The organism is Kitasatospora aureofaciens, from assembly GCF_001188955.3.
In the GTDB taxonomy this organism is placed as follows: domain Bacteria; phylum Actinomycetota; class Actinomycetes; order Streptomycetales; family Streptomycetaceae; genus Kitasatospora; species Kitasatospora aureofaciens.
Genome location: NZ_JPRF03000054.1, coordinates 177,218 through 198,350, shown reverse-complemented (window position 1 = coordinate 198,350; position 21,133 = coordinate 177,218). Strand labels below are relative to the sequence as shown.

The following is a 21,133-nucleotide window of genomic DNA, read 5'->3' as shown; positions in this document are numbered from 1 at the left end:
GCGGGACAAAGGCCGGACTCGAACGTGTGTCGGGCGCCATGATGGATGGGTGCACTTCACTTCGGAGACCAGTGCGGACGGCGTCTCGGAACGCCGCTTCGTCCATGACGGCGTGCCCGGCGTGCTCTGGCACCCGGCCGGATCGGCCCTCGGCGGGCGGCCGTTGGTGCTGCTCGGGCACGGTGGCGGGCAGCACAAGCTGGGGTCGCGGGACCGGGCCCAGGCGTGCGTGGCGCGGTACGGGTGGGCGGCGGTGGCTCTCGACGCGCCCGGGCACGGCGAGCGGGAGCGCACCGCGCAGGACGAGCGGTTCGCCACCGAGATCGGGGAGTTGCTGGCGGCCGGGCGGCCGATCAGTGCGTGGGTGGCGCGGCACACGGCGGCGCTCGCGGAGCGGGCCGTGCCCGAGTGGCGGGCGGTGCTGGACACTCTGGACGCCCTCGAGGGGCCGGGCAGGGGCCCCGGGCCCGTCGGGTACTGGGGGTTGTCGCTCGGGACGGTGATCGGCATCCCGCTCGCGGCGGCCGAACCGCGAATCCGGGCCGCCGTGTTCGGGCTGGCGGGCCATGCCTCGCTGCTGGAGCCGGCCGGGCGGGTGACCGTTCCGGTGGAGTTCGTCCTGCAGTGGGACGACGAACTCTCGTCGCGTGAGGCCGCGTTGGCACTGTACGGCGCGCTGGGCTCGCGGCAGAAGACGCTGCACGCCAATCCCGGGGGCCACCGGGCGGTGCCCGAGTTCGAGCTCGCCGCCTCGGAGCGCTTCCTGCTCGGGCACCTCGGTCGGACGGCTGCCGGGACCGAGGCCGGAGCGACCTCCCCTGCGGGCCCCGGAGCGACCCCCCACGCAGGGCCCGGGGCGGCCTGACCGGCCGCGTGGAGCCCCGTCCACGCATTCCGGTGCGATCGCACCCCGAAGAACTCACATTTCCGCCACATCGGCCCCGCGCCCCACAGCATTCCCGCGGCTTTCCCACGGCTCCGCGTGTCCGGATTGCCGGGATAGCCAGAATTTGTCGCGGATTACTTGGCATAGCCATATTCCGGCGCTTGTCTGCCGCGAGTAAAACTTCGCAAAGAATTGCCCTCTTCAGTCACTTCGCCGCGCCGTGGCTTCAACAGAATGTTGCAGCTCAGCGCCCACGTCGTGACTGTCGGTCGATTTGACGTAACGCCAGGTGCCCATCCCGTTTCCGAATCCGCAGGAGTACGGTTCCCCACGAATCGCCGAACGGGCTCCCGGGCAGTCTCCCGAGCCCCCTCGGCCGTACCGGGGAATTGGTGCGACGTATGGGCCGTATGGGTCAACAAAAGGGTGGGGGAGGGGCCCCGAAAAGGGCTTCCGCCGCCGCCCGTCCGATATCCGTCGAGTTAGTCGTCGAAGTCCTGCGCGATGGCGCCCAGGTCGATTTCATGCGGTCCACCGCGTACGGTTTCGGGCTGCGGCGGGACGCCGTCGAGGCCGGGCTGACCGGGTACAACGGGTGCCTGGTCGCGCTCGGGTGCGCGGTGCTCCTCGGCCCGGGCCACCCGGCGACGGTCGCGGTCGCGGTGCTCGGCGCCGTCGTCGCCGTGGTGGTGACCGCGGCACTCGGAGCCCTACTGGAAGGGCGCGGGCTGCCCGCGCTGACCGCGCCGTTCTGCCTGGTCGCGACGGCCGCCGCGGCCGCCACGGCCGCCGCGACCGTGCTGACCCCGGCGCTCGGCGCGAGCACCGCGCCGTTCGGCGGCCACGCCTTCACGTGGCCGTTCGTGCTGACCACCATGCTGTTCCTGGCCGCGGTACCGGTGATTCCCCGGCTGCGCCGGGTCTGATCCCGCAGGCGGCCGAACCCGGTATTCCGCCCCACGGTGGCCCAACTGATCTGCTTTTCATCGGACTTGCATTCCGTCGGTTTCTCGGAAAGGAGGAGTGGTTCCCGTGAATCTCTCCCCGCGTGAGATGGACAAGCTCTACATCTACGTCGTGGCCGATCTGGCCCGCAAACGCCGCGACCGCGGCGTCAGGCTCAACTACAGCGAGGCCTGCGCGCTGATCAGCGAGGCCATCATGGAGGGCGCCCGGGACGGCCGCACCGTCGCCGAGTGCATGGAGATCGGCAAGCAGGTCGTCAGCAACGCGGACGTCATGCCCGGCGTGCGCGAGATGCTGCCGCTGCTCCAGGTCGAGGCCGCGTTCCTGGACGGCACCAAGCTGGTCTCCTGCCACGACCCGGTCGGTGCCTGAGCGATGACCGCCCCCCAGCCTGCGGTGGTCGTCCTGGCCGGCGGGCACGAGAGTGACGGCGGCCGCGACCTGGTGGGCCTGGTCACCCCGAGCGGCGCGCCCGCCGGGCGCGGGCCGGTCGTCCACGCCGCGGCAGCCGCGGGCCGACCGCTCGCCGAAGCCGTCCGCTCGGCCCTGGCGGCCGGCGACGGACCGGTGTGCGTCGTACCGATGACCCTCGGACGGGACCCGAAGCTGGTCGCCGACACCGCCCGCGCCCTGCGCTGGCTCGCCGACGACGAGGGCCGCGGACGGCTCGCGCTCACCGCGCCCTTCGGCGCGGCCGAGCACCTGATCGGCTGGCTGCGCGCCGCCGCGGCCTCGGCCGGCGGCGGGGACGCCGTACTCGTCACCGCCCCGGCGGCCGGGCCGTTCGAGGACGCCGAACTGTTCCGGATCGCCCGGCTGGTCCGCCAGTACGGGCGGCACCGGTTGGTCGAGGTGGCCTTCGCGGGCGGCGACCCCGGCTCGGCCGAGGGCGCCGAACGCTGCCGACTGCTCGGCGCCGACCGGGTCACGGCCGTCCCGGCCTCCTTCGGCCCGGCCCTGCCGGCCGACCTGCGGGACAGCGACGTACGGGACGGCGGCCCGCTGCTGCGGCCGTCCGCGATCGCCGGCGTGGTCGCGGCCCGCACGGCGGCGGCGCTGCACCTGCTCGGCCACGGCGAGGACGGCATCCTGGCCGGCCTCGACGCCGAGCACGGCCACGGCTACGCCCACAGCCACGGCCCGGGCGGGGGCCACCACAGCGACGGCCACGGTCACGGTCACGGTCACAAACACAGTCACAGTCACAGTCACCCCCACACCCCCGCACACACCCCCCACTGAACCGGCAGAGAGGAAGGCCAGCCATGTCTGGTGGCGCCGCATACCTGTACGGCGACGACCCGGTGGAGATCAACGCCGGCCGAGCCAAGGCCACGATCACGGTCAGCAACACGGGCGACCGGGCGATCCAGGTCGGTTCCCACTACCACTTCTTCGAGGCCAACCGGGCCCTCGACTTCGACCGCAACGCCGCCTTCGGCAAGCACCTCGACATCCCGGCCGGCACCGCCGTCCGCTTCGAGCCCGGCGACACCAAGGACGTCACGCTCGCCGAGTTCGGCGGGCACCGCCGCCTGGTGGGCTTCAGCAACCTCGTGGACGGCGGCACCACGGCGCGGGACACCCGCGCCCGCGCCATCGACCGGGCGATCGCCCGCGGTTTCAAGGGCACCAACCTCGACCACAAGGACGACGAGCCCCGCGCGGGCTTCCGGAACGAAGGCGACCGCTGATGGCCATCCTGTCCCGCAAGCAGTACACCGACCTCTTCGGCCCCACCGTCGGCGACCGCTTCCACCTCGCGGACACCAACCTCGTGGTCGAGGTCGAGCAGGACTTCAACCAGGGCCACTACGGCGACGAGGCCGTCTACGGCGGCGGCAAGGGCATCCGCGACGGCATGGCCCAGGACCCGGCCGCCACCGCCGTCCAGGGCGCGCTCGACCTGGTCATCACCAACGTCGTCGTGATGGACCCGGTGCTCGGCGTCGTCAAGGGCGACATCGGCGTCAAGGACGGCTTCATCACCGCCGTCGGCAAGGCCGGCAACCCGCACACCCAGAGCGGGGTGCACCCGAAGCTGGTGATCGGCCCCGGCACCGAGGTGATCTCCGGCGAGCACCTGATCGCCACCGCCGGCGGCATCGACACCCACATCCACTTCATCGCCCCGCAGCAGGCGCAGGAGGCGCTGAGCAACGGCATCACCACCCTGATCGGCGGCGGCACCGGCCCGTCCGACGGCACGAACGGCACCACCTGTACGCCCGGGCCGTGGAACATCGGCCGGATGTACCAGGCCGTGGAGGACCTGCCGGTCAACGTCGGCCTGCTCGGCAAGGGCAACGGCTCGCTGCCGGGCGCGCTGCGCGAGCAGGTCGAGGCGGGCGTGTGCGGCCTCAAGGTGCACGAGGACTGGGGCAGCACCCCGGCCGCGATCGACAGCGCGCTCGGCGTCGCCGACGAGTACGACGTGCAGGTGGCCATCCACACCGACACCCTCAACGAGTCCGGCTTCTTCGAGGACACCCTGTCCGCGATCGACGGCCGCACCATCCACACCTTCCACACCGAGGGTGCGGGCGGCGGCCACGCCCCCGACATCATGCGGATCGCCGGCGAGCCCAACGTGCTGCCGTCCTCCACCAACCCGACCCTGCCCTACACCGTCAACTCGGTGGACGAACTGCTGGACATGGTGATGGTCTGCCACCACCTCAGCCACGACATCCCCGAGGACGTCTCCTTCGCCGACTCCCGGGTGCGCGCCGAGACCATCGCCGCCGAGACCGTGCTGCACGACGAGGGCGTCATCTCGATCTTCTCCTCCGACTCCCAGGCCATGGGCCGGATCGGGGAGTCCTTCACCCGTGCCTTCCAGACCGCCCACCACTGCAAGGAGCAGCGCGGCAAGCTGGCCGGCGACAGCGAGCGCAACGACAACTTCCGGGTGCTGCGCTACCTCGCCAAGCTCACCATCAACCCGGCGATCGCCTCCGGCACCGCCGAGCACATCGGCTCGCTGGAGCCCGGCAAGCTGGCCGACATCGTGCTCTGGCCGATCAACTCCTTCGGCGCCAAGCCCAAGATGGTCATCAAGGGCGGCATCATCAACTGGGCCCTGATGGGCGACCCGAACGCCTCGCTGCCCACCCCGCAGCCGGTCTACTACCGCCCGATGTACGGCGCGCTCGGCCGGGCCAGGCAGGCCACCCGGATCAGCTTCATGTCCCGGGCCGCCGTCGACCTCGGCGTTCCCGCCCAACTGGGACTGGAAAGCCGGGTGTTGCCGGTACGGCACTGCCGCTCGGTCGGCAAGCAGCACATGCTGCGCAACGACGCCCTGCCGAAGATCGCGGTCGACCCGGAGACGTACAAGGTCACCCTGGACGGCGAACCCGCCACCATCGAGCCGGCCCGCGAACTGCCGCTCAACCACCTGTTCTACCTGGCATGAGCAGCCCCACGGGAGACGGGCTGGACGCCCTGCTGGTCAGCCTCCAGCTGACCGACTCCGCCTTCCCCAGCGGCTTCTACACCCTCTCGCACGGCCTGGAGGGCTACGCCCAGGCGAAGGCCGTCACTCCCGACACCGTGCCCGAGCTGCTCGCCGACCTGCTGCGGCACAGCGTCGGACCGTCCGACGCGACGGCGCTGGCGCTGGCCCACCGGGCCGCGTCGGAGGGCGACTGGGAGCTGCTGGTCGAGATCGACCAGCGGCTGCACGCCACCAAGCTCAACCGCGAGCTGAGGCTCGCCGCCGCCCGGACCGGCCGCCAACTCCTGGACATCGCCCGGGAGTCGGTGGGCGGTGAGCCGCTGGAGCGGTACGCGGAACTGGTCGCCGACAAGCGCGCCCCCGGCTGCCAGGCGGTGGCCGCCGGGGTCGCGTACGCCTCGGCCGCCGTACCGGTCGAACAGGCCGTCGCCAGCGACCTGTTCGCCTTCTGCACCAGCTTCGTCGGCGCCGCGCTGCGGCTGCGGCTGACCGACCACCGCAGGGCGCAGGTCGTCCTGCGGGCCGCCGCCCCGGTGATCCGGGAGGTGGTGGCGGCCGCACTGGTACGGGAGTCGGCCGACCTCGGGGGCTGCGTACCGATCGCGGACGCGATGTCCGGGCGGCACGAGCGGGCCGAGGCCCGGCTGTTCGCGAGTTGAACACACCTACGATCGAAGGGAATCGCATGACCGACAACGTGCTCAGGGTGGGCATCGGCGGACCGGTCGGCTCGGGCAAGACGGCGCTGATCGAGGCGCTGGTGCCGGTGCTGATCGCGCGCGGCCACCGCCCGGCGGTCATCACCAACGACATCTACACCCAGGAGGACGCCCAGCACGTCCGCCGCACCCTTGCCGGGGTGCTCGACCCCGAGCGGGTGGTCGGCGTGGAGACCGGCGCCTGCCCGCACACCGCCGTGCGGGACGACCCGACGATGAACCTCGCCGCCGGGGCCGAGATGCTGGAGCGCTTCCCGGACGTCGACACCCTGCTGTTCGAGTCCGGCGGTGACAACCTCACCCTGACCTTCAGCCCGGTGCTGGTCGACCTCTTCCTGTTCGTCCTCGACACCGCCGAGGGCGAGAAGATGCCCCGCAAGCGCGGCCCGGGCATCACCGAGTCGGAGCTGCTGGTGATCAACAAGATCGACATCGCCCAGTACGTCCGGGCCGACCTCGGCATCATGGAGTCCGACGCCCGGCGGGTGCGCGAGGGCGGGCCGGTGGTGCTCACCAACTGCCTGACGGGGGAGGGGCTGGAGGACATCGCCACCTTCCTGGAGACCTTCCGGAAGGTCCCGGCGTGACGGCTCCACCGGTCGCCGAGCGGGCGGCTGCCGAGGCGGAGGCCGTCGCGGGCGAGCGGGAAGTGCCCCGGCTCGACCCCCGGCACTACGAGCCGGCCCGCGTCCCGCACCAGGTCCGCCGGTACGCCGGGACACCCGACACCCTCGCGGTCGGGCGCCCCGGCAAGGTCGGGCTGCTGGAGCTGGCCTTCGAGCGGATCGGCGGGCGCACCGAACTCACCGGCCACTACCAGAAGTCGCCGCTGCAGATCATGCGCCCGCTCTACTTCGACCCGGCCCGCCCCGACCTCGCCGTCACCCTGCTGATGTCCACCGGCGGCGGCATCCTCCAGGCCGACCGGCTGCGCACCGACATCCGCTGCGGCGCCGACACGGCCGTCCACCTGACCACCCAGGCGGCCACGAAGGTCTACCGGATGGAGCACGACTACGCGACCCAGCTGGTCAACCTGGAGGCCGGGCCGGGCGCCTACGTCGAGTACCTGCCCGAGCCGGTGATCCCCTTCGTCGACTCGCGCTTCTACCAGCGCACCGTCCTGACCGCGGACGCCGGGGCGACGGTGCTGGCCGGCGAGACCGTCCTGGCCGGCCGGCTGGCCAGGGGCGAGCGCAACGCCTACCGGGTGTTCGCCTCAGACCTCGAAGTGCGCCGCCCGGGCGGAGAGTTGGTCGCCCTCGACACGGTACGGCTGGAGCCCGCCGACGGCGGCGTGGCCGGCCGGGCCGTGCTCGGCGGGCACGACGTGATGTCCAGCCTGTACGTGCTCAGCCCGCTCGCCCCGGCGGCCCGGATCGCCGACGTGCTGCACGAGGCCCTGGCGGAGCGCGGGCTGCTGTACGGGGTCAGCGTGCTGCCGCAGGACAGCGGCGCCTGGCTGCGGCTGCTCGACTCCGACACCAGGGCCTGCGCGGCCGCACTGCGGGCGGCCTGGGAGGCGGTGCGGCGGCTGCTGATCGGGGCGCCGGCGCCCGACCTGCGGAAGACCTAGAGGCCCTTCTCCGCCAGTCGGGCGATCTGCCGGTGGCTGAGCTCGACCGTGCGGTTCATGTGCCGTAGCAGGAGAGCGAGTTCGTCCTCGCTGTCCTCGGCGAAGAGGCCGTCACAGGTGCCACCGGCGCCCAGGGCGGTGCCGTTCGGAACGGACCTCGCCACCGAGGTCCGACAGGGCACCGCCCTGCTCGACGCGGCGGCCGCCACCGGCGTGGGGCACGTGGTCTTCACCTCCGCCACCAACGCCGACCGCTCCACGGCCGCCCTGTACGCGGAGTCCGAGGACGGACCCTAGGCCTGTCGCTCGACGAACTTCCGCTGCCAGGGCGTCTCCACCGCGTGCCGGCTGTAGTGTTCCCGGACGTACGCGACCGCCTCCTTCGGCGGTACGCCGTCCAGCACCGCGATGCAGGCGAGCGCCGTACCGGTGCGGCCGCGGCCGCCCGCGCAGGCGAGTTCGACGCGTTCGGTGGCGCAACGTTCCCAGGCCTGGCGGAACGCGTCGGCCGCGTCCGCGCGGTCGGCGGGCAGTCGGAAGTCGGGCCAGCGCACCCACCGGCTGTCCCAGGGCAGCGGGCGCGGCGGGGCGGAACCGGTTCAGGATGCCACGTGCAGGCGCGTGGGGCCGGGCATCCCGGCCCGGTGGGCCAGGGCGGCCGCCTCGCCGCGCGAGCTGACGCCCAACTTGGCCAGGATGTTGGCGACATGGAACTTCACCGTGGACTCGCTGATGTGCAGCGCCGCGGCGATGTCCCGGTTGCGGCGGCCCTGCGCGAGCTGGTCGAGCACCTCCAGTTCCCGCGGCTGGAGTCCATCGAGGGGGTCGGTGGTGACGGTGGGCGAGCGCAGGCCGAGGGGCAGGTCGACGGTCACGGTGGTCCCCCAGCCGGGGACCGACTCGACGTCGTAGCGGCCGCCGAGGGCGGCGATCCGTTCGGCGGTGCGGTGGACGGTGAGGGCGTCGGCGGCGAGCAGGCCGAGGCCGTCGTCGCGCACCACCGCGCGCAGCTGGGAGTCCGCCGTGAACTGCCAACTCAGGTGCAGCCGGGTGGGCTTCTCCTGTTCCAGCATCAGCATCACGGCGACCCGGACGGCGTCCCGCGCGGTGTGGGCGGTGTCCGCGGGGACGGGCCGGGAGGCGTCCGCCGGGGGCGCGAGGTCGAGCCGGACCCGGGTGTGCCGCAGCAACGGGCGCAGTTCGCGGCCGAGCCGGGCGAAGGCGGCGTCGGCGGGTTCCTCGCTGAGGGCGCGGTCGAGGTCGGCCGCGTGGCGCAGGTCGAGCAGGGCGGTGACGGCGAGTTCGGTGGCGGCGCGGCGGGCGGAGGCGTCGTCCAGGTCGGCCGAGCGCAGCGGCGCCAGGACCGCGGTGAGTGCCGCGCTGTGGGTGCCGGTGAACTCGGCGATCGCCCGGGCACGGGCGTTGGCGGCGGCGCGGGAGACCGCCGCGCTGGTGGGTGAGGCGTCGGTGACGCGGTGGTCGGAGTGGGCGACCGCCAGCTCCCAGAACCGCTGGAGCAGGGTGAGCGCGCGCGGGTCCACCGGGTCGGCGTTCGCCCGGACCAGGACCAGGACGGCGCTGCCGCCGCTGCCCGGGCCGGTCGCCACGGTCACCACCACCGGCCGGAGGCCTCCGGCGAGTTCGGCCTCACCCTGCCAGGGGCCGGTCGCGGTCGCCCCGGCGGTGCGCTCGGCCAGCCGGGACAGGTCCAGGCCGGTGATCTGCTCGGCCAGCTCGGGCCGGCCGTGGGCGTGCGTGGGGGAGACCGTGCAGATGCCGTTGAGCTGCGCGATCACCTCGTACGGGACGAGGGTGGAGATCATTTCGCTGAGCGTGCGCAGGCAGTCCGGTCGGGGGGCGCGCAGCACCTCGAGGGCCCGCGCCAACGCGTCCTCGGGGCGGCCCCAGTGCTGCTGCCAGTTCTCGTCCATGGTGTCGACCCTAACCCCCGGCGCCCGACGGCGGCCCGTCCGTTCGGCCAGGTCGAACCGCCCGAAAGAACGGCGGAACGCCCGGCCGCGGCGCCGCAGTATGGAAGGCGTCGGAAGCAACCACCTCCCGGGACAACTCCCGGAAACCCCAAGGAATCCTGCCATGACCAAGGCGATCGCCTTTCCCCGGTACGGCGGCGCGGACGTGCTGCGCACCATCGACATCGAGCTGCCGGCCCCCGGCCCCGGCCAGGTCCGGGTCGCGGTCCGCGCGGTGGGCGTCAACCCGATCGACCGCAAGCAGCGCAGCGGCGAGCTGCACGCGCTCTTCCCGGCCGTCTTCCCCGCCGTCCCCGGCTACGAAGTGTCCGGCGTGGTGGAGGCCGTCGGCGCGGAGGTGACGGGCTTCGCGCCCGGCGACGAGGTGTTCGGCGGCCTGATGGGGGGCGGTTACGCCGAGCACGCGCTGCTCGACGCGGACATGCTGGCGCACAAGCCCGCCACGCTGAGCTGGGAGGAGGCCGCCGCGATCCCGGTGGCGGCCGAGACCAGCGAGCGGGTGCTGGACATCCTCGGCGTACGGCCGGGGGAGACCCTGCTGGTGCACGGTGCGGCCGGCGGGGTCGGCACCGTGCTGCTGCAGTTCGCCCGCGCGCGGCATCACCGTGGTCGGCACCGCGAGCGAGGCCAACCACGCCTACCTGCGCGAACTCGGCGCGATCCCGGTGACGTACGGCGAGGGCCTGGCCGAGCGGGTGCGGGCGGCCGCCCCGGACGGGGTGGACCGGGCGCTGGACGCGGTCGGGAAGGGGGACGTGCTGCCGCTGTCGATCGAGCTGACGGGCAGCGCGGAGCGGGTGCTGACGATCGCGGACTTCGCGAACGCCGCGCAGTACGGCGTCCGCTTCGACGGCAGCACCGACAAGGCCGAGGCGTACCACCGGCGTGCCTTCGCGGCCGCGCTCGCCCTGCACGGGGCGGGCGACCTGCGGCTGCCGCTGCACCGGGTGCTCCCGCTGGCGCAGGCGGCCGAGGCGCACCGGATCAGCGAGCAGGGGCACCTGCAGGGGAAGATCGTGCTGACCGTCTGACCCCGGCGCTGATGGCCGCTGGTCGTACGGGCTGACCACGCACCTCGCCGTCGAACGGGCGGGTCGCGGCATCCGGATCACCGCCGTCGCCCCCGGCACGACCGGCACGACCGGCACCGAACGGATCGCCCGGCTGCGGGAGGAGCCGGCAGGGCCCGAGTACCTGGAGGCGATCGAGAAGCTGCACCCGGTGAGCCGTCTCGGCGATCCGGCCGAGGTCGCCGCCGCCGTCCTCCTCCCGGCCTCCGGCGACGCCTCCTTCGTCACCGGGGTCGTCCTGCCGGTCGACGGCGGTTACTCGGCGCAGCGGCGGGACCGGTAGTGGCGGGACCGGTGCTGGAGGCCGTGGCCTGCCGGGCGAACAGCTCGACCAGGCCCGACACGCCGTCCGAGCCGTGTCCGGCCTCGACCGCACGGCGGGTGACGGCGAGGGCGGCGTCCAGGACGGTGGTGTCCAGGCCGCGGGCCCGGGCGGTGTGGGCCACGTGCGACAGTCCGGCCTCGGCGGAGGCCAGGCTGCTGTGGTCGCCCGGGTGGCGGCGTTCGTCAGCACGCCGGGCGAAGTCCTCGATCAGTGGCGGCAGGAGTTGGGGCAACCCCTGGGCGTACGGGGTGAGTTCGGTGCCGCTGATCCCCTCGGCGCGGGCCAGGGCGAGGGCGTGGACCAGGCCGTGCACGGTGGTCCAGAAGAGGTCCAGCAGGGCCGCGTCGAAGGCCGCCGCCCGTCCGGGGTCCGTGCCGACGTGACGCACGGTGCCCAGAGCGCGGAGCGTCGGCTCGTGGGCGGTGAAGGCCTCGGGGTCGCCGCTGAGCAGGACGGTGCCCTGCGGGCGGCCGATGGTCGGGGTGGGGGTGAGGATCGCGGCCTCGAGGAGGCGGAAGCCCCGGGCCCGGGCGTCGGCGGCGTTGGCCCGGGCGTCCTCGGGGGTGATCGAGGTGGCGTTGACGACGGTCCGGCCGCGCAGCGCCGCTCCGGCGGCGTCCAGCACTGCCCGGGCGGCCGACTGGTCGCGGACGCAGAGCAGGACGAGCGGGGAACCGGCCGCTGCGGCGGAACTCGCAGCCGAAGCCGCGGTGGCGGTCGCGGTCGTGGTCGCGGTCGCCACGGCCTCGGCGGCGCTCTCGGCGGGCCGGGCGCCCTGCGCGAGCAGCGCGCCGTCCCGGCCCGGTGTGCGGTTCCAGACGGTGACGTCGTGGCCGGCGGCCAGCAGCGCCCCGGCCAGAGCCCGGCCCATCGGACCCAGGCCGAGGACGGCAACGGCGTTATCGGAGAAGGGGGTTGGGAAAGAGGATTGGTTCGGCACGGCGGTTACGCTAGACCTTCACGCCGACGGCAGAGTCAAGCCAACCGAGCCCGTCGGCCGGTCGATCGGAGGTGCCGCGATGCGGATCGGAGAGCTCGCCCGGCGGACCGGGGTCACCCCGCGCGCCCTGCGCTACTACGAGGAGCAGGGCCTGCTCACCCCCGAGCGCCGCCCCAGCGGCTACCGCGAGTACGGCGACCGGGACGTGGACGCCGTCCACGGCATCCGCACCCTGCTCGCGGCCGGTCTCAACAGCGCCGCGATCGCCGAGATCCTCCCGGGCCTGCCGCTGCCCGGGCAGCGGCAGGCCGGCCCGACCTGCCCGGAACTGCTGGACGGCCTGGCCCGGGAGCGGGCCCGGATCACCCGTCAGATGGACGAGCTCGCCGCCGCCCGGGCGATCCTGGACGCCATCATGGGCGCGGAGGCGCCGAGCGAGGTGATCCGCACGCCCAGGGCGTGAGCCGAGGGGCGGAAAACCGCTGGCGTGCACCTCCAGGACGTGCTGAGGTGGCCGGATGGATCGTGATCACGTACTCGCCCTGTTCGACCAGCGGATCCGGCGCGACGCGCAGCCGGACGGCCCCGGCGTCCGCGTCGAGCGCGACGGCGCCGTGGTGCGCCAGGTGGGCGGGGAGCGCGCCTGGAACGGCATCGTCTGGTCCGCTCTGGACGAGGCCGGAGCGGACGCCGCTATCGCCGCCCAGGTGAGCCACTTCACCGAGCTGGGGCTGGAGTTCGAGTGGAAGACCTACGCCCATGACCGCCCCGCCGACCTCGGCCGGCGGCTGCTCGCGGCCGGGTTCACCGCCGAGCCGGACGAGGCGCTGATGATCGCCCGGATCGAGGACCTGCACACCGATCCGGTGCTGCCGGAGGGCGTCCGGCTGGAGTCGGTGGCCGACCCGGCCGGGGTGGACCTCGTGGTCGCGGCCCACGAGCAGGCCTTCGAGAGGCACATGCCCGGCCTGCGCGAGCGGATCCTCGACCACCTGCGGCACAGCTCGGACACGATCAGCCTGGTCGTCGCGATGGCCGGCGACCAGCCGGTCAGCGCCGCCCGGATGGAGCTGACGCCGGGCACCGGGTTCGCCGGCCTGTGGGGCGGCGGCACCGTCCCCGCCTGGCGCGGCCGGGGCATCTACCGCGCCCTGGTCGCCCACCGCGCCCGGCTCGCCGCCGAGCTCGGCTACGAGTACCTGCAGGTCGACGCGAGCGACCAGAGCCGCCCCATCCTCGAACGGCTCGGCTTCGCGCGGCTGAGCACCACCACGCCGTACGTGTACCGGCCCTGAGGGAGGCGGCATCCAGGGGCCCGGCCTCCTCCTCCGGGGCGGCAGACGGACCCGGGGCGCGGGCGCGGCTGCCACTAGGCTCTCGGCCGTGTGGAGACGAGCGGTTCAGGAGATCTTTCCCGAGGCGGGCTTCCGGGCGCCGGCGGCGGCGTCCGCGATCGCCGAAGCCGAGGAGCTGCTGGGGCGGAGGCTGCCCACCGACCTCGGGCAGGTGCTGCTCGAAAGCGACGGGGTGATCGGGCGCAGCTCGGTGGACACCGTCTGGACCGTGGAGCAGATCGTCGAGCAGAACCTGCTCTTCCGGTCCGACGAGTCCTTCGCCCGGCTGTACATGCCGTTGGACCCTTTCCTGTTCTTCGGGGACAACGGCGGCGGTGACCTGTTCGCCTTCGTGCAGAAGCCCGAACGGCCGGACGTCTTCGTGTGGGAGCACGAGAGCGACAGCCGCCGGTGGGTGGCCAACGATCTGCGGGACTACCTCGGCCGTTCGCTGCGCACCGGCGGGGACGACTGGTACCAGCGGTAGGCCGCCCGGCTCGCGGGAGCCTTCTACCCGCTCACCGACCGGGTCACCGCCTGGCGGACCGAGCGCCCCGCCGTCCTGCTGAACCACCTGCGCCGCGACCTGCTCACCCACGTCGGCCACCGGCTGGACGACGGCGCGGCGATGGTCGTGGTCGAGCGGCTCCCGTAGGAAGGCCGCGCCCGCAGAAGGCCGCTCCCCTGGCCCGGTGATCCGGACGATCAGCGCGAGCGGCAGCGCCGTCATCACGCGGGGATCGGGCCGCCAGGAGGGCGGGCGAACGTGCGGACGCGGCTCATCGGGACGCTGCCGGAGGGGCACCCCTCCTCTGTACACCGCGCGGGCGGTGGGACGCACCCCGAACGGTCCCGGGCCGGTCCCCTGGTCAGCCCTCCTCGCCGTAGCGGGCGAGGTAGGCGGCGAAGCGGGCGACGTCCTCGTCGGACCAGTCGGTGAAGCGGGTGGTGAAGGCCGTCCGGCGCTGCTCGTTGGCGTCCCGCAGCAGGCTGAGCCCGGCCTCGGTGGCGCGCAGGATCTGGCCCCGCTGGTCGTCCGGGTCGGCCTCGCGGCGCAGCAGGCCGAGCCGCTCCAGGGCGGTGACCTGGCGGCTGACGGTCGACTTGTCGAGCATGAAGTGCGCGGCCACGTCGGCGGCCCGGCAGCCGCCGCGCTCGGTGATCAGGTCGAGGATGCTGTAGGTGACCAGGGAGAGGTCGGGGTGCAGCTGGGAGGCCTTGTGCCGGGCACGGCGGGCGAAGGCGGTCAGCTCGCGCTGGATGGTGTCGATGGACGACTGGCGGCCGGGCACGGCGTTCCTACCTCCTTGGGGCTTGTCGGCTTCTTGCTGTGTTGCGTTGTTGCCTTGACGGCTTGTCGCGCCGTCTGTTGCGGGCTGTCGCCCGCAAATTTGTTGCACTATACAACGGATTTGCCCGGAGTGGCGCGCGGCCCCGCCGCTGCCCCACCGGCCGAGGGCGACGTGCCCGCCGACCGTTCCCGTTCGGCCCGCCAGGCGCGGGCCGCCGCGATCCGGCGGGTCGCACTCGGATGAGTGGCGAACAGTAGCTCAAGCACCCGCGGCGGGTCGACATCCGAGACGTTCACCACGGCCAGTCTGCGCTGCATCGCCATGAACTGCTCGGGGTCCCTGGTCAGTTCGAGCGCGTGCCGGTCCGCCCTGGCCTCGATCCGGCGGCTCACCGCGCACTGCACCGGGCCCGACAGGGCGCCGATCAGCGCCGCCAGCGCGGCCAGCAGCGGCAGCGCCCGGGGATCGGCCGCGTCGTCCGCCCCGGAGGCCGACAGCAGCGGGTGCCAGTCGGCCAGCAGGCCCAGCGCCGCCACCGCCACGGCGGCACCCACCGCCCCGAGCGCCGTGCCGACCGGCACGTCCCGGTGCTTGACGTGCCCCAGCTCGTGCGCCACCACCAGCTCCACCTCGCGCGGCTCGGCCGCCGACAGGAGGGTGTCGTACGCGACGATCCGGCGGGTCGCCCCGAACCCGGAGACGTAGGCGTTCAGCGCGGTGGTCCGCCGGGAGGCGTCCGCCACCAGGACGTCCCGGACCCGCACGGCGTCCCGCTCGGCCAGCGCCAGCAGGGCGGTGCGCAGCTCACCCTCGGGCATCGGCGAGAAGCGGTTGAACACCGGCTCGATCAGCAGCGGGTGGAGGAAGGACAGTGCGGCCGTCAGCAGCGCCGCCGCTCCGGCCGCCGGGAACCACCAGTGCCGCGGCGACCAGGCGGTGAGGGCGAACAGGCCCAGCACCAGCGGCAGGACGAGCAGCAGGGTCAGCGCGAGCGACCGCACGGCGTCCATCGCCCAGCCGGTCCAGCCCTGGGTCACCAGCCCGTACCGGGCCCGCACCGCGCGCGCCCCGGCGCCGAAGGGCAACTGCAGCGCCTGCCCCAACAGCACCAGCGCCGCGCCACCGGCCAGCACCTCGGCCGTCCGGGAGCCGCCGAACCAGCGGCCGGTCGCCGTCACCAGCGCGGCGCCGGCCGGGGTGAAGCCGAGCGCCAGGGGCAGGGCCAGGCCCGCCAGGCGGCCGCCGAGCGCCCACGGCAGCTGGGAGCGGCGCAGCGCGCGGCCGCGGGCACGCTCGGCGGGGGTGAAGTCGGCGGGGGTGAAGTCGGGGGCGGCGTCGGTGTCGGGCGTGTTCATCGGCGGGTGGACTCCGGCGAGGGGTGGTGGGCTCCGGGCGGGGAGCGGGGGAGGCGTCGCGGTTCAGCATGTCCTACCGCGCACGGTCCGTGCGCACTCCTCCTGCTCATTCCTCCGCCGGGTCGGTGGCGCTGTGGACGCCGGCGCGCAGCAGCTGGTGGCCGAGGTCGACCAGGGCGCGGCCCACCGCGAAGTCGTCGCCGACCGCAGGGGCCGGGGTGTCGCGGGGGTTGCGGCGGGACAGCGCGTCGCTGTGCAGGACCTTGCCGTCGGCGTCCAGCACGGCGTGCACCCGGGTGGTGTCCCGGTCCTCGACCACGTGCAGGCTGAGCTGCCAGTCCTTGGTGCGGACGGCCTGTGGAGCCTGCTCCCCGGTCGTGCTCGCGCCCGCGGTTGTGGTCACGGCCGCGCCTGTGGTCGCGGTGGTGCCTGCGGTCGAGGTGGTGCCTGTGGTTGCGGTGGCCGGGGGCGGAGGGGCGGAGGCCGTACCGTCGGTGCGGACGATCACCACCGGGCAGGCCCCGTGCACCGCGCAGCGGGTGGACACCGAGCCGAGCAGCGTCCGGGCGAAGGTGCCCCGGCCCCGGCTGCCCAGGACCAACAGGTCCGCGTCCTCGGCCGCCTCCAGCAACACCTGGGCGGCGTGGCCGAGGACCAGGCTCTCCCGGACGGCCACCGGGTGCTCCGGCCCGATGACGTCGTCGACCTCGGCGGTCAGCGTGCGGCGGGCGGCCTGCTCGAAGCCCTCGTCCACCATCGGCGCGAACCAGCCGTACAGCGACGGGTACTCCCAGGCGGCCACCGCGTGCACGACGGCCCCGGTGAGGACCGCCTGGCCGACCGCCCAGCGCAGCGCCGCCTTCGACGGCTCCGATCCGTCGATCCCGACCACGATCCGGCGTTCCAGGCCGGGGGTGGGTTGGTTGCTGGCCATCACGTGCCTCCTCCGGCGTCCAGGCGTGACCGCACACGCTGCCACCTCCTCTCCACGCTGCCGCGCCGCCCGGCCACGGCGCCAGGGACGCGGTGGCCGGGTGGGGGAGGGGATTGGGACGGGCGGGCCCGGTGGCGCGCGATGTTCGCGTCCAGCTTCGTCCCCGGCTTCGTCCCTGCCTCCGTGCCCGCCTCCTTGTTCGGCTTTGTGTCCGGAATGTTGCGGGTGCGGGCTCAAGTGGTGGCGATTCGGTGGCGTAGGCTGACCGCTCTTGCATCGACCTCCGGGGGGAACCACTCATGCGCCGTGCCGCGGCCGCCGTCGCCGTGTTCGTCGGGCTGACCGCCGTCGCCGCCTGCGGGCCGGACGACCCCGCGCCCGCCCCGGCGAAGTCCGCCCCGCCCGCCGCGGCGCCCGCCTCCTCCGCCGCACCCTCCGGTACCGCCGCCCCGGCCCCCACCAAGGGTGGCGCGCCCCGCCCGGACGGCACCATCACCGTCGCCTTCGCCGGGGACGTCCACTTCGAGGGCCGCACCCAGCCCCGGCTCACCGTCCAGTCGCCCGAGACGGCGCTGGGCCCGCTCTCCCGTACCCTCGCGGACGCCGACCTGTCCGTGCTCAACCTGGAGACCGCGATCACCGGGCGCGGCGCGCCGGAGCCGAAGACGTACACCTTCCGCACCACGCCCAAGGCGCTGTCCGTCCTCAAGGACTCCGGCGTCGACGTCGTCTCGATGGCCAACAACCACGCCGTCGACTTCGGCGCCGACGGCCTCGTCGACACCCTGGCCGCCAAGGACTCCTCGCCCATCCCGGTGCTCGGGGTCGGGCACAACGCCAAGGAGGCGTACGCCCCGTACGTGACGACCGTGCGCGGGGTGAAGGTCGCGGTGGTCGCCGCCAGCCAGGTCGAGGACATCACCAACCAGAAGTGGCGGGCCGGTGCCAACAAGCCCGGCATAGCCTCGGCGCTGGACGTCCCCGCGCTGGTCTCGGCGGTGCAGGCGGCCAAGCAGCAGGCCCCGGTGGTGCTCGTCTACCTGCACTGGGGCGAGGAGGGCAAGGCCTGTCCGACGGCCGCGCAGACCGCCATCGCCAAGAAGCTCGCCGCCGTCGGAGCCTCCGCGGTGGTCGGCACCCACGCCCACACCATGGTCGGCTCGGGCATGCTCGGCAACACCTACGTCGGCTACGGCTTCGGCAACTTCCTCTGGTACGGCACGTCCAACTACGCCTTCTCCAACGAGACCGGCGTCACCACCCTCACCCTCGCCGCCGACGGCAAGGTCACCGGGGAGGCCTTCGCCCCGGCCACCATCGACGACAAGGGCATCCCGGAGCCGGTCACCGGCGCCGCCGCCGAGGCCGCCCTCAAGCGCCGCGACGGCCTGCGCGGCTGCGCCGGTCTCACCCCGCCCCCGGCGGCGCACTGAGGCCGCCGTTACAGTCAACGGGTGAGTGAACACGAGGAACTGACCACTCGTCGGCTCTCCCTGAGCCGCCCGACCGAGGGCGACATCGACGCCCTCCTCGCCGTCCACCGGGACCCTGCCGCCTGCCGCCACAACCCCTCGGACGCCCTCGACACGCGGTCCGAGGCCGAGGACCGGTACGGCCGTTGGGACGCCCTCTGGCAGGCCCGGGGCTTCGGCTACTGGACGGTCCGTTCGCGCGGTGCCGTGCCCGTGCTCGGGTTCTGCGGCGTCAAGCCGATGGAACTGGCCGGCCGACCGGTTCTCAACCTCTTCTACCGCTTCGCCCCCGCCGCCTGGGGCCGTGGCTTCGCCGGTGAGGCCGCCACCGCCGTCGTCTCCTGGTCCGCCGCCCACGTCCCCGAACTGCCGCTGATCGCCCGCATCCGCCCCGACAACCTGCCCTCCCAACGCGTCGCCCTGCGGGCCGGCCTCCAGCGGGCCGAGCACCTGGACGGACCGGGGTACGACGGCTTCGACTGGATCTACACGGCCGGTGTCGTCGCCACTGGAACGTCACTTTGACCCGCCCAGTCGAGAGTCGCCGGCGCCCACACTTCGCCGTCCGGGTGAGCCCGCCGGCGCCCTCCTCACCCCGCGCCTGCCGGCCCGCACCGCCACCGACTGAGGCTCACCCCGCCCGGCCGGGCGCCACCACCGCCCGGCCGGACCACCACACCGACCCGAGCAGCATCGCACCGGGCGCGATCCCGGCCACCAGTGCGACCACGGCCGCGGCGGCCCCGCAGAACGCCAGCACCAGCCCGAGCGCCCCGCAGGCCGCCAGCCCGGCGCCGAGGGCGTGCATCGCGGGCCGCCGCCAGGCCACCGCGATCCCGAAGAAGTGCACCCCGACCACCAGGGCGATCCACCCCGCGGTCGCCTCCGGGGTGTGCAACACCTTGTTGATCACCGCCAACCCGGCGACGATCGCCACCACCTCGGCCATCACCACCAGCCAGTACCGACTCCCGAAGCTCGCACCCCCGGGCTCGCTCCCGGACTCGGCCACCTGCGGACGGCGCCGCCCGAGCAGCACCAGGGCGAGGAACGCCGCCACCCCGACCACCCGCAGCAGGACGGCGACCGCCGTGGGCAGCGCGCCCGCATTGGCCTCGATGAAGACGAGCCCGAAGCCCGAGCCGATGAGTCGGCCAAGTTGATCTCTGTTCATGGCGGTCACCATCCCAGCCGAATGTCCGTTCGGTCCAGCGGGATGGGCTGCTGATCGGCCGTTACTCTCGTACTTGTGGCAGGAGCACTGGAGGAGATCGCATGAATCCTGAGCACTACCGCCTTCTCGAAGAGGCCCGGCGCAGCCTCCCGGACGGCTTCAAGGTCGAGCTGTCCGGCGATGTCATCGTCATGCAGGCGTCGCCCTCCTCGATCCACCAGTTGAACCTTTCGATCGTGCAGCGCCAGTTCGACGTGCACTGCCCGGTCGGCTACTTCACGAGTGGAAATAGCGACCTCTCGTCGCCTGGGGTCGGCGCCGTTCGCAATCCGGACCTCACCTACCTGCCCGAGGACGTGATCGACCTGGCAGGACACAACATCCCTGCCGAGCTTGCGTTGATCGCAGTCGAGGTCGTGTCGCCGTCCAACCCCGACAACGACTGGTCGGGAAAGGTCCGCGACTACCCCCGCATGGGCTTTCCGCTCTACCTGATCATCGACCCACGGCAGAAGTCGGTCACCCTGTTCTCGGAGCCGAACCACGACCGCTACCACACCCGGACCGACCGGGAGTTCGGCGAGACGATCCACATCCCCGAACCGTTCGACTTCGATCTGGACCTGTCGCGCCTCGTCCCCTACCGGGACTGAGCCGCCTCAGTCGCTCGGCCAGAGGATGAGGTCGTCCAGCGGGTATCGGCGCGGCCGGTCGCCCAGTTCGGCGACGGCCGCGCGGATGCGGTGCAGATGGTCGACGGTGAGCTGGAGCGGGGGCTCGTCGGGCTGGTAGGTGGTGCGGATCGGGTAGTCGACGCCCGGGGTGCGGGTCATCTCGATGTGGCAGCCGAGGACGTGCGTCACCGGGCGGCTGTCGGCGAACGCGATCAGCCGTTCGACGGTGCGGCTGAAGGCGGGCCAGTCGTTGATGTAGAGCCGGCCCGGGTAGACGGTGTCGCCGGTGAGCAGGAAGCCGGTCCACGAGTCGTAGTAGGTGACCGCCGCCTCGTGGTGTCCCGGGGTGGCCAGGCATTCCAGTACCCGCCCGCCGCCGAGGTCGACCCGGGCGATGGTCTCGGCGTCCCGGTCGAAGCCGAAGTACGGCCAAGCGGAGGGCAGTTCGGCGCCGATCAGGGTCGTGGCGGGCCGGTCGGCGAACTGTCCGTCGGCCGCGATGTGGTCGCCGTGCGGGTGGGTGTGCAGCACCAGCAGTCGGTAGTCGTCCCGGGGGTTTCGGGCGAGCCAGTCCGCCATCAGGTTGTCGACGGTCGCACGCAACGGGAAGTACTCGGCCTCCGCCGTCGCCCCGGTGTCGATCAGGACGGCCCGCTCGGCCCCGAAGAGCAGGAACAGGAACGGCGCCTCGTAGTTGACCGCCTTGTTCTGCCGGAGGATGACGGTGTGCTCGTCGTACGCGTGGGCCTGGATGTCCGGGTCCGTGTTGTGCTTCGCGGACGGCGAGCCGTGGATCCACGGCACGCCCAGCGGACGGGCGATCGGTGTACCGGCAGCCATGACGTCTCCCTGGTGCGTCGTCTTGGCGGGCCGGGTACGGCGCACATCTCGTCCGGGGCCGGCGCCGGTGCGCTGCCACGGGGACGCTAGCACGAGCGGCGTAGAGGCTCGTATCGGAACCCCAC

At 73.4% G+C, this 21,133-nt stretch carries 25 protein-coding genes, 2 pseudogenes and 1 riboswitch; of the genes and pseudogenes, 18 read left to right on the top strand and 9 right to left on the bottom strand.

Annotated elements, in window-relative coordinates; all coding sequences use genetic code 11:
- Positions 1 to 49: 49 nt before the first annotated feature.
- The 9 genes from HS99_RS30910 to HS99_RS30870 all read left to right on the top strand — a co-directional run bounded on the left by HS99_RS30910 (position 50) and on the right by HS99_RS30870 (position 7,607).
- Positions 50 to 865: an alpha/beta fold hydrolase domain-containing protein gene (locus HS99_RS30910; protein ID WP_046386037.1), complete on the top strand. Its 816-nt coding sequence runs from the start codon at positions 50 to 52 to the stop codon at positions 863 to 865.
- Positions 866 to 1,410: 545 nt separating this feature from the next.
- Positions 1,411 to 1,812 (top strand): urea transporter, encoded by a 402-nt coding sequence (locus HS99_RS30905; RefSeq protein WP_030551782.1) that lies wholly within the window; start codon positions 1,411 to 1,413, stop codon positions 1,810 to 1,812.
- A gap of 106 nt (positions 1,813 to 1,918) precedes the next feature.
- The gene (locus tag HS99_RS30900; RefSeq protein ID WP_030280142.1) at positions 1,919 to 2,224 is read left to right on the top strand and encodes an urease subunit gamma; all 306 of its coding nucleotides are present in this window, start codon (positions 1,919 to 1,921) and stop codon (positions 2,222 to 2,224) included.
- A 3-nt stretch (positions 2,225 to 2,227) separates the two neighbouring features.
- Positions 2,228 to 3,094, top strand: a complete 867-nt coding sequence (locus HS99_RS30895; protein ID WP_030551779.1) for a sirohydrochlorin chelatase — start codon at positions 2,228 to 2,230, stop codon at positions 3,092 to 3,094.
- A gap of 23 nt (positions 3,095 to 3,117) precedes the next feature.
- A complete protein-coding gene (locus tag HS99_RS30890) occupies positions 3,118 to 3,546 on the top strand; it encodes an urease subunit beta (RefSeq protein WP_078867118.1) in 429 nt (142 codons plus the stop codon).
- The gene (ureC, locus tag HS99_RS30885; RefSeq protein ID WP_030280145.1) at positions 3,546 to 5,270 is read left to right on the top strand and encodes an urease subunit alpha; all 1,725 of its coding nucleotides are present in this window, start codon (positions 3,546 to 3,548) and stop codon (positions 5,268 to 5,270) included. Before HS99_RS30890 ends, ureC begins: the two co-directional genes overlap by 1 nt.
- Positions 5,267 to 5,971: an urease accessory protein UreF gene (locus HS99_RS30880; RefSeq protein ID WP_030551777.1), complete on the top strand. Its 705-nt coding sequence runs from the start codon at positions 5,267 to 5,269 to the stop codon at positions 5,969 to 5,971. Before ureC ends, HS99_RS30880 begins: the two co-directional genes overlap by 4 nt.
- 26 nt (positions 5,972 to 5,997) lie before the next feature.
- The gene (gene ureG / locus HS99_RS30875; protein ID WP_030551775.1) at positions 5,998 to 6,618 is read left to right on the top strand and encodes an urease accessory protein UreG; all 621 of its coding nucleotides are present in this window, start codon (positions 5,998 to 6,000) and stop codon (positions 6,616 to 6,618) included.
- A 62-nt stretch (positions 6,619 to 6,680) separates the two neighbouring features.
- Positions 6,681 to 7,607 carry an urease accessory protein UreD gene (locus HS99_RS30870; protein WP_030551773.1) on the top strand — a complete coding sequence of 309 codons (927 nt, stop codon included), beginning with the start codon at positions 6,681 to 6,683 and terminating at the stop codon, positions 7,605 to 7,607.
- Here the strand turns inward: HS99_RS30870 and HS99_RS47200 are convergent.
- Entirely contained in the window at positions 7,604 to 7,771 is a 168-nt protein-coding gene (locus HS99_RS47200) for a hypothetical protein (RefSeq protein WP_223885929.1), read from the bottom strand. The two genes, HS99_RS30870 and HS99_RS47200, sit on opposite strands and share 4 nt — an antisense overlap.
- Between HS99_RS47200 and HS99_RS43640 the strand changes: the two genes are divergently transcribed.
- On the top strand, positions 7,746 to 7,904 hold the full coding sequence (locus HS99_RS43640; protein ID WP_223885928.1) for an NmrA family NAD(P)-binding protein: 159 nt from the start codon (positions 7,746 to 7,748) through the stop codon (positions 7,902 to 7,904). The two genes, HS99_RS47200 and HS99_RS43640, sit on opposite strands and share 26 nt — an antisense overlap.
- Here the strand turns inward: HS99_RS43640 and HS99_RS30865 are convergent.
- A pseudogene (locus HS99_RS30865) lies at positions 7,901 to 8,203 on the bottom strand (protein-tyrosine phosphatase family protein); the annotation flags it as partial. The gene HS99_RS43640 and the pseudogene HS99_RS30865 overlap by 4 nt on opposite strands.
- Before the next feature lie 3 nt (positions 8,204 to 8,206).
- Entirely contained in the window at positions 8,207 to 9,538 is a 1,332-nt protein-coding gene (locus HS99_RS47955) for a helix-turn-helix transcriptional regulator (protein WP_046386036.1), read from the bottom strand.
- A 163-nt stretch (positions 9,539 to 9,701) separates the two neighbouring features.
- Between HS99_RS47955 and HS99_RS30855 the strand changes: the two are divergent.
- Together HS99_RS30855 and HS99_RS41790 are read left to right on the top strand one after the other, a co-directional pair.
- Positions 9,702 to 10,629 (top strand): annotated as a pseudogene (locus tag HS99_RS30855) (NADP-dependent oxidoreductase).
- A gap of 31 nt (positions 10,630 to 10,660) precedes the next feature.
- Positions 10,661 to 10,951 carry an SDR family oxidoreductase gene (locus tag HS99_RS41790; RefSeq protein ID WP_078938710.1) on the top strand — a complete coding sequence of 97 codons (291 nt, stop codon included), beginning with the start codon at positions 10,661 to 10,663 and terminating at the stop codon, positions 10,949 to 10,951.
- Here HS99_RS41790 and HS99_RS30850 read toward each other — a convergent pair.
- Entirely contained in the window at positions 10,893 to 11,933 is a 1,041-nt protein-coding gene (locus HS99_RS30850; protein WP_267885516.1) for an NAD(P)-dependent oxidoreductase, read from the bottom strand. The genes HS99_RS41790 and HS99_RS30850 overlap by 59 nt on opposite strands.
- Positions 11,934 to 12,012: 79 nt before the next feature.
- On the opposite strand from HS99_RS30850, the gene HS99_RS30845 reads away from it, so the two are divergent.
- From HS99_RS30845 to HS99_RS30835, 3 genes are all read left to right on the top strand, one after another.
- Complete coding sequence (locus tag HS99_RS30845; RefSeq protein WP_030280164.1) at positions 12,013 to 12,396, top strand: MerR family transcriptional regulator; 384 nt, start codon at positions 12,013 to 12,015, stop codon at positions 12,394 to 12,396.
- 55 nt (positions 12,397 to 12,451) lie between these two features.
- Positions 12,452 to 13,228, top strand: a complete 777-nt coding sequence (locus tag HS99_RS30840; protein ID WP_030280166.1) for a GNAT family N-acetyltransferase — start codon at positions 12,452 to 12,454, stop codon at positions 13,226 to 13,228.
- Between the two features lie 88 nt (positions 13,229 to 13,316).
- The gene (locus tag HS99_RS30835; RefSeq protein ID WP_030551765.1) at positions 13,317 to 13,754 is read left to right on the top strand and encodes an SMI1/KNR4 family protein; all 438 of its coding nucleotides are present in this window, start codon (positions 13,317 to 13,319) and stop codon (positions 13,752 to 13,754) included.
- Between the two features lie 382 nt (positions 13,755 to 14,136).
- Here HS99_RS30835 and HS99_RS30830 read toward each other — a convergent pair whose 3' ends face one another.
- The 3 genes from HS99_RS30830 to HS99_RS48210 form a co-directional block, all read right to left on the bottom strand.
- Positions 14,137 to 14,559, bottom strand: coding sequence for a MarR family winged helix-turn-helix transcriptional regulator (locus HS99_RS30830; RefSeq protein WP_030280170.1), 423 nt, complete (start codon positions 14,557 to 14,559; stop codon positions 14,137 to 14,139).
- Between the two features lie 107 nt (positions 14,560 to 14,666).
- Positions 14,667 to 15,914, bottom strand: coding sequence for a M48 family metalloprotease (locus tag HS99_RS30825; protein WP_078958639.1), 1,248 nt, complete (start codon positions 15,912 to 15,914; stop codon positions 14,667 to 14,669).
- Between the two features lie 106 nt (positions 15,915 to 16,020).
- The gene (locus HS99_RS48210) at positions 16,021 to 16,848 is read right to left on the bottom strand and encodes a universal stress protein (protein ID WP_063737984.1); all 828 of its coding nucleotides are present in this window, start codon (positions 16,846 to 16,848) and stop codon (positions 16,021 to 16,023) included.
- Between the two features lie 299 nt (positions 16,849 to 17,147).
- Between HS99_RS48210 and HS99_RS30815 the strand changes: the two genes are divergently transcribed.
- Positions 17,148 to 18,281, top strand: coding sequence for a CapA family protein (locus HS99_RS30815; RefSeq protein ID WP_030280177.1), 1,134 nt, complete (start codon positions 17,148 to 17,150; stop codon positions 18,279 to 18,281).
- Positions 18,282 to 18,302: 21 nt separating this feature from the next.
- The gene (locus HS99_RS30810) at positions 18,303 to 18,845 is read left to right on the top strand and encodes a GNAT family N-acetyltransferase (RefSeq protein ID WP_030280179.1); all 543 of its coding nucleotides are present in this window, start codon (positions 18,303 to 18,305) and stop codon (positions 18,843 to 18,845) included.
- Positions 18,846 to 18,951: 106 nt separating this feature from the next.
- Here HS99_RS30810 and HS99_RS45385 read toward each other — a convergent pair whose 3' ends face one another.
- Complete coding sequence (locus tag HS99_RS45385) at positions 18,952 to 19,494, bottom strand: hypothetical protein (protein ID WP_157846544.1); 543 nt, start codon at positions 19,492 to 19,494, stop codon at positions 18,952 to 18,954.
- A 101-nt stretch (positions 19,495 to 19,595) separates the two neighbouring features.
- Here HS99_RS45385 and HS99_RS30800 point away from each other — a divergent pair, with 101 nt between their 5' ends.
- Positions 19,596 to 20,147 carry a Uma2 family endonuclease gene (locus HS99_RS30800; protein ID WP_030280183.1) on the top strand — a complete coding sequence of 184 codons (552 nt, stop codon included), beginning with the start codon at positions 19,596 to 19,598 and terminating at the stop codon, positions 20,145 to 20,147.
- Between the two features lie 6 nt (positions 20,148 to 20,153).
- Here the strand turns inward: HS99_RS30800 and HS99_RS30795 are convergent, their stop codons facing one another.
- The gene (locus tag HS99_RS30795; protein ID WP_030551760.1) at positions 20,154 to 21,008 is read right to left on the bottom strand and encodes an MBL fold metallo-hydrolase; all 855 of its coding nucleotides are present in this window, start codon (positions 21,006 to 21,008) and stop codon (positions 20,154 to 20,156) included.
- Between the two features lie 11 nt (positions 21,009 to 21,019).
- Positions 21,020 to 21,081: riboswitch (guanidine-III (ykkC-III) riboswitch) on the bottom strand.
- Between the last annotated feature and the right edge of the window lie 52 nt (positions 21,082 to 21,133).

Bases quoted from the DNA above. Each gene is read 5' to 3' on its own strand.
- ureG (WP_030551775.1), top strand. From the start codon at position 5,998: ATGACCGACAACGTGCTCAGGGTGGGCATCGGCGGACCGGTCGGCTCG.
- HS99_RS47955 (WP_046386036.1), bottom strand. From the start codon at position 9,538: ATGGACGAGAACTGGCAGCAGCACTGGGGCCGCCCCGAGGACGCGTTG.
- HS99_RS30815 (WP_030280177.1), top strand. From the start codon at position 17,148: ATGCGCCGTGCCGCGGCCGCCGTCGCCGTGTTCGTCGGGCTGACCGCC.
- HS99_RS45385 (WP_157846544.1), bottom strand. From the start codon at position 19,494: ATGAACAGAGATCAACTTGGCCGACTCATCGGCTCGGGCTTCGGGCTC.
- HS99_RS30845 (WP_030280164.1), top strand. From the start codon at position 12,013: ATGCGGATCGGAGAGCTCGCCCGGCGGACCGGGGTCACCCCGCGCGCC.
- HS99_RS30795 (WP_030551760.1), bottom strand. From the start codon at position 21,008: ATGGCTGCCGGTACACCGATCGCCCGTCCGCTGGGCGTGCCGTGGATC.
- HS99_RS48210 (WP_063737984.1), bottom strand. From the start codon at position 16,848: ATGGCCAGCAACCAACCCACCCCCGGCCTGGAACGCCGGATCGTGGTC.
- HS99_RS30890 (WP_078867118.1), top strand. From the start codon at position 3,118: ATGTCTGGTGGCGCCGCATACCTGTACGGCGACGACCCGGTGGAGATC.
- ureC (WP_030280145.1), top strand. From the start codon at position 3,546: ATGGCCATCCTGTCCCGCAAGCAGTACACCGACCTCTTCGGCCCCACC.
- HS99_RS30800 (WP_030280183.1), top strand. From the start codon at position 19,596: ATGAATCCTGAGCACTACCGCCTTCTCGAAGAGGCCCGGCGCAGCCTC.
- HS99_RS30840 (WP_030280166.1), top strand. From the start codon at position 12,452: ATGGATCGTGATCACGTACTCGCCCTGTTCGACCAGCGGATCCGGCGC.
- HS99_RS30905 (WP_030551782.1), top strand. From the start codon at position 1,411: ATGCGGTCCACCGCGTACGGTTTCGGGCTGCGGCGGGACGCCGTCGAG.
- HS99_RS30880 (WP_030551777.1), top strand. From the start codon at position 5,267: ATGAGCAGCCCCACGGGAGACGGGCTGGACGCCCTGCTGGTCAGCCTC.
- HS99_RS30895 (WP_030551779.1), top strand. From the start codon at position 2,228: ATGACCGCCCCCCAGCCTGCGGTGGTCGTCCTGGCCGGCGGGCACGAG.
- HS99_RS30825 (WP_078958639.1), bottom strand. From the start codon at position 15,914: ATGAACACGCCCGACACCGACGCCGCCCCCGACTTCACCCCCGCCGAC.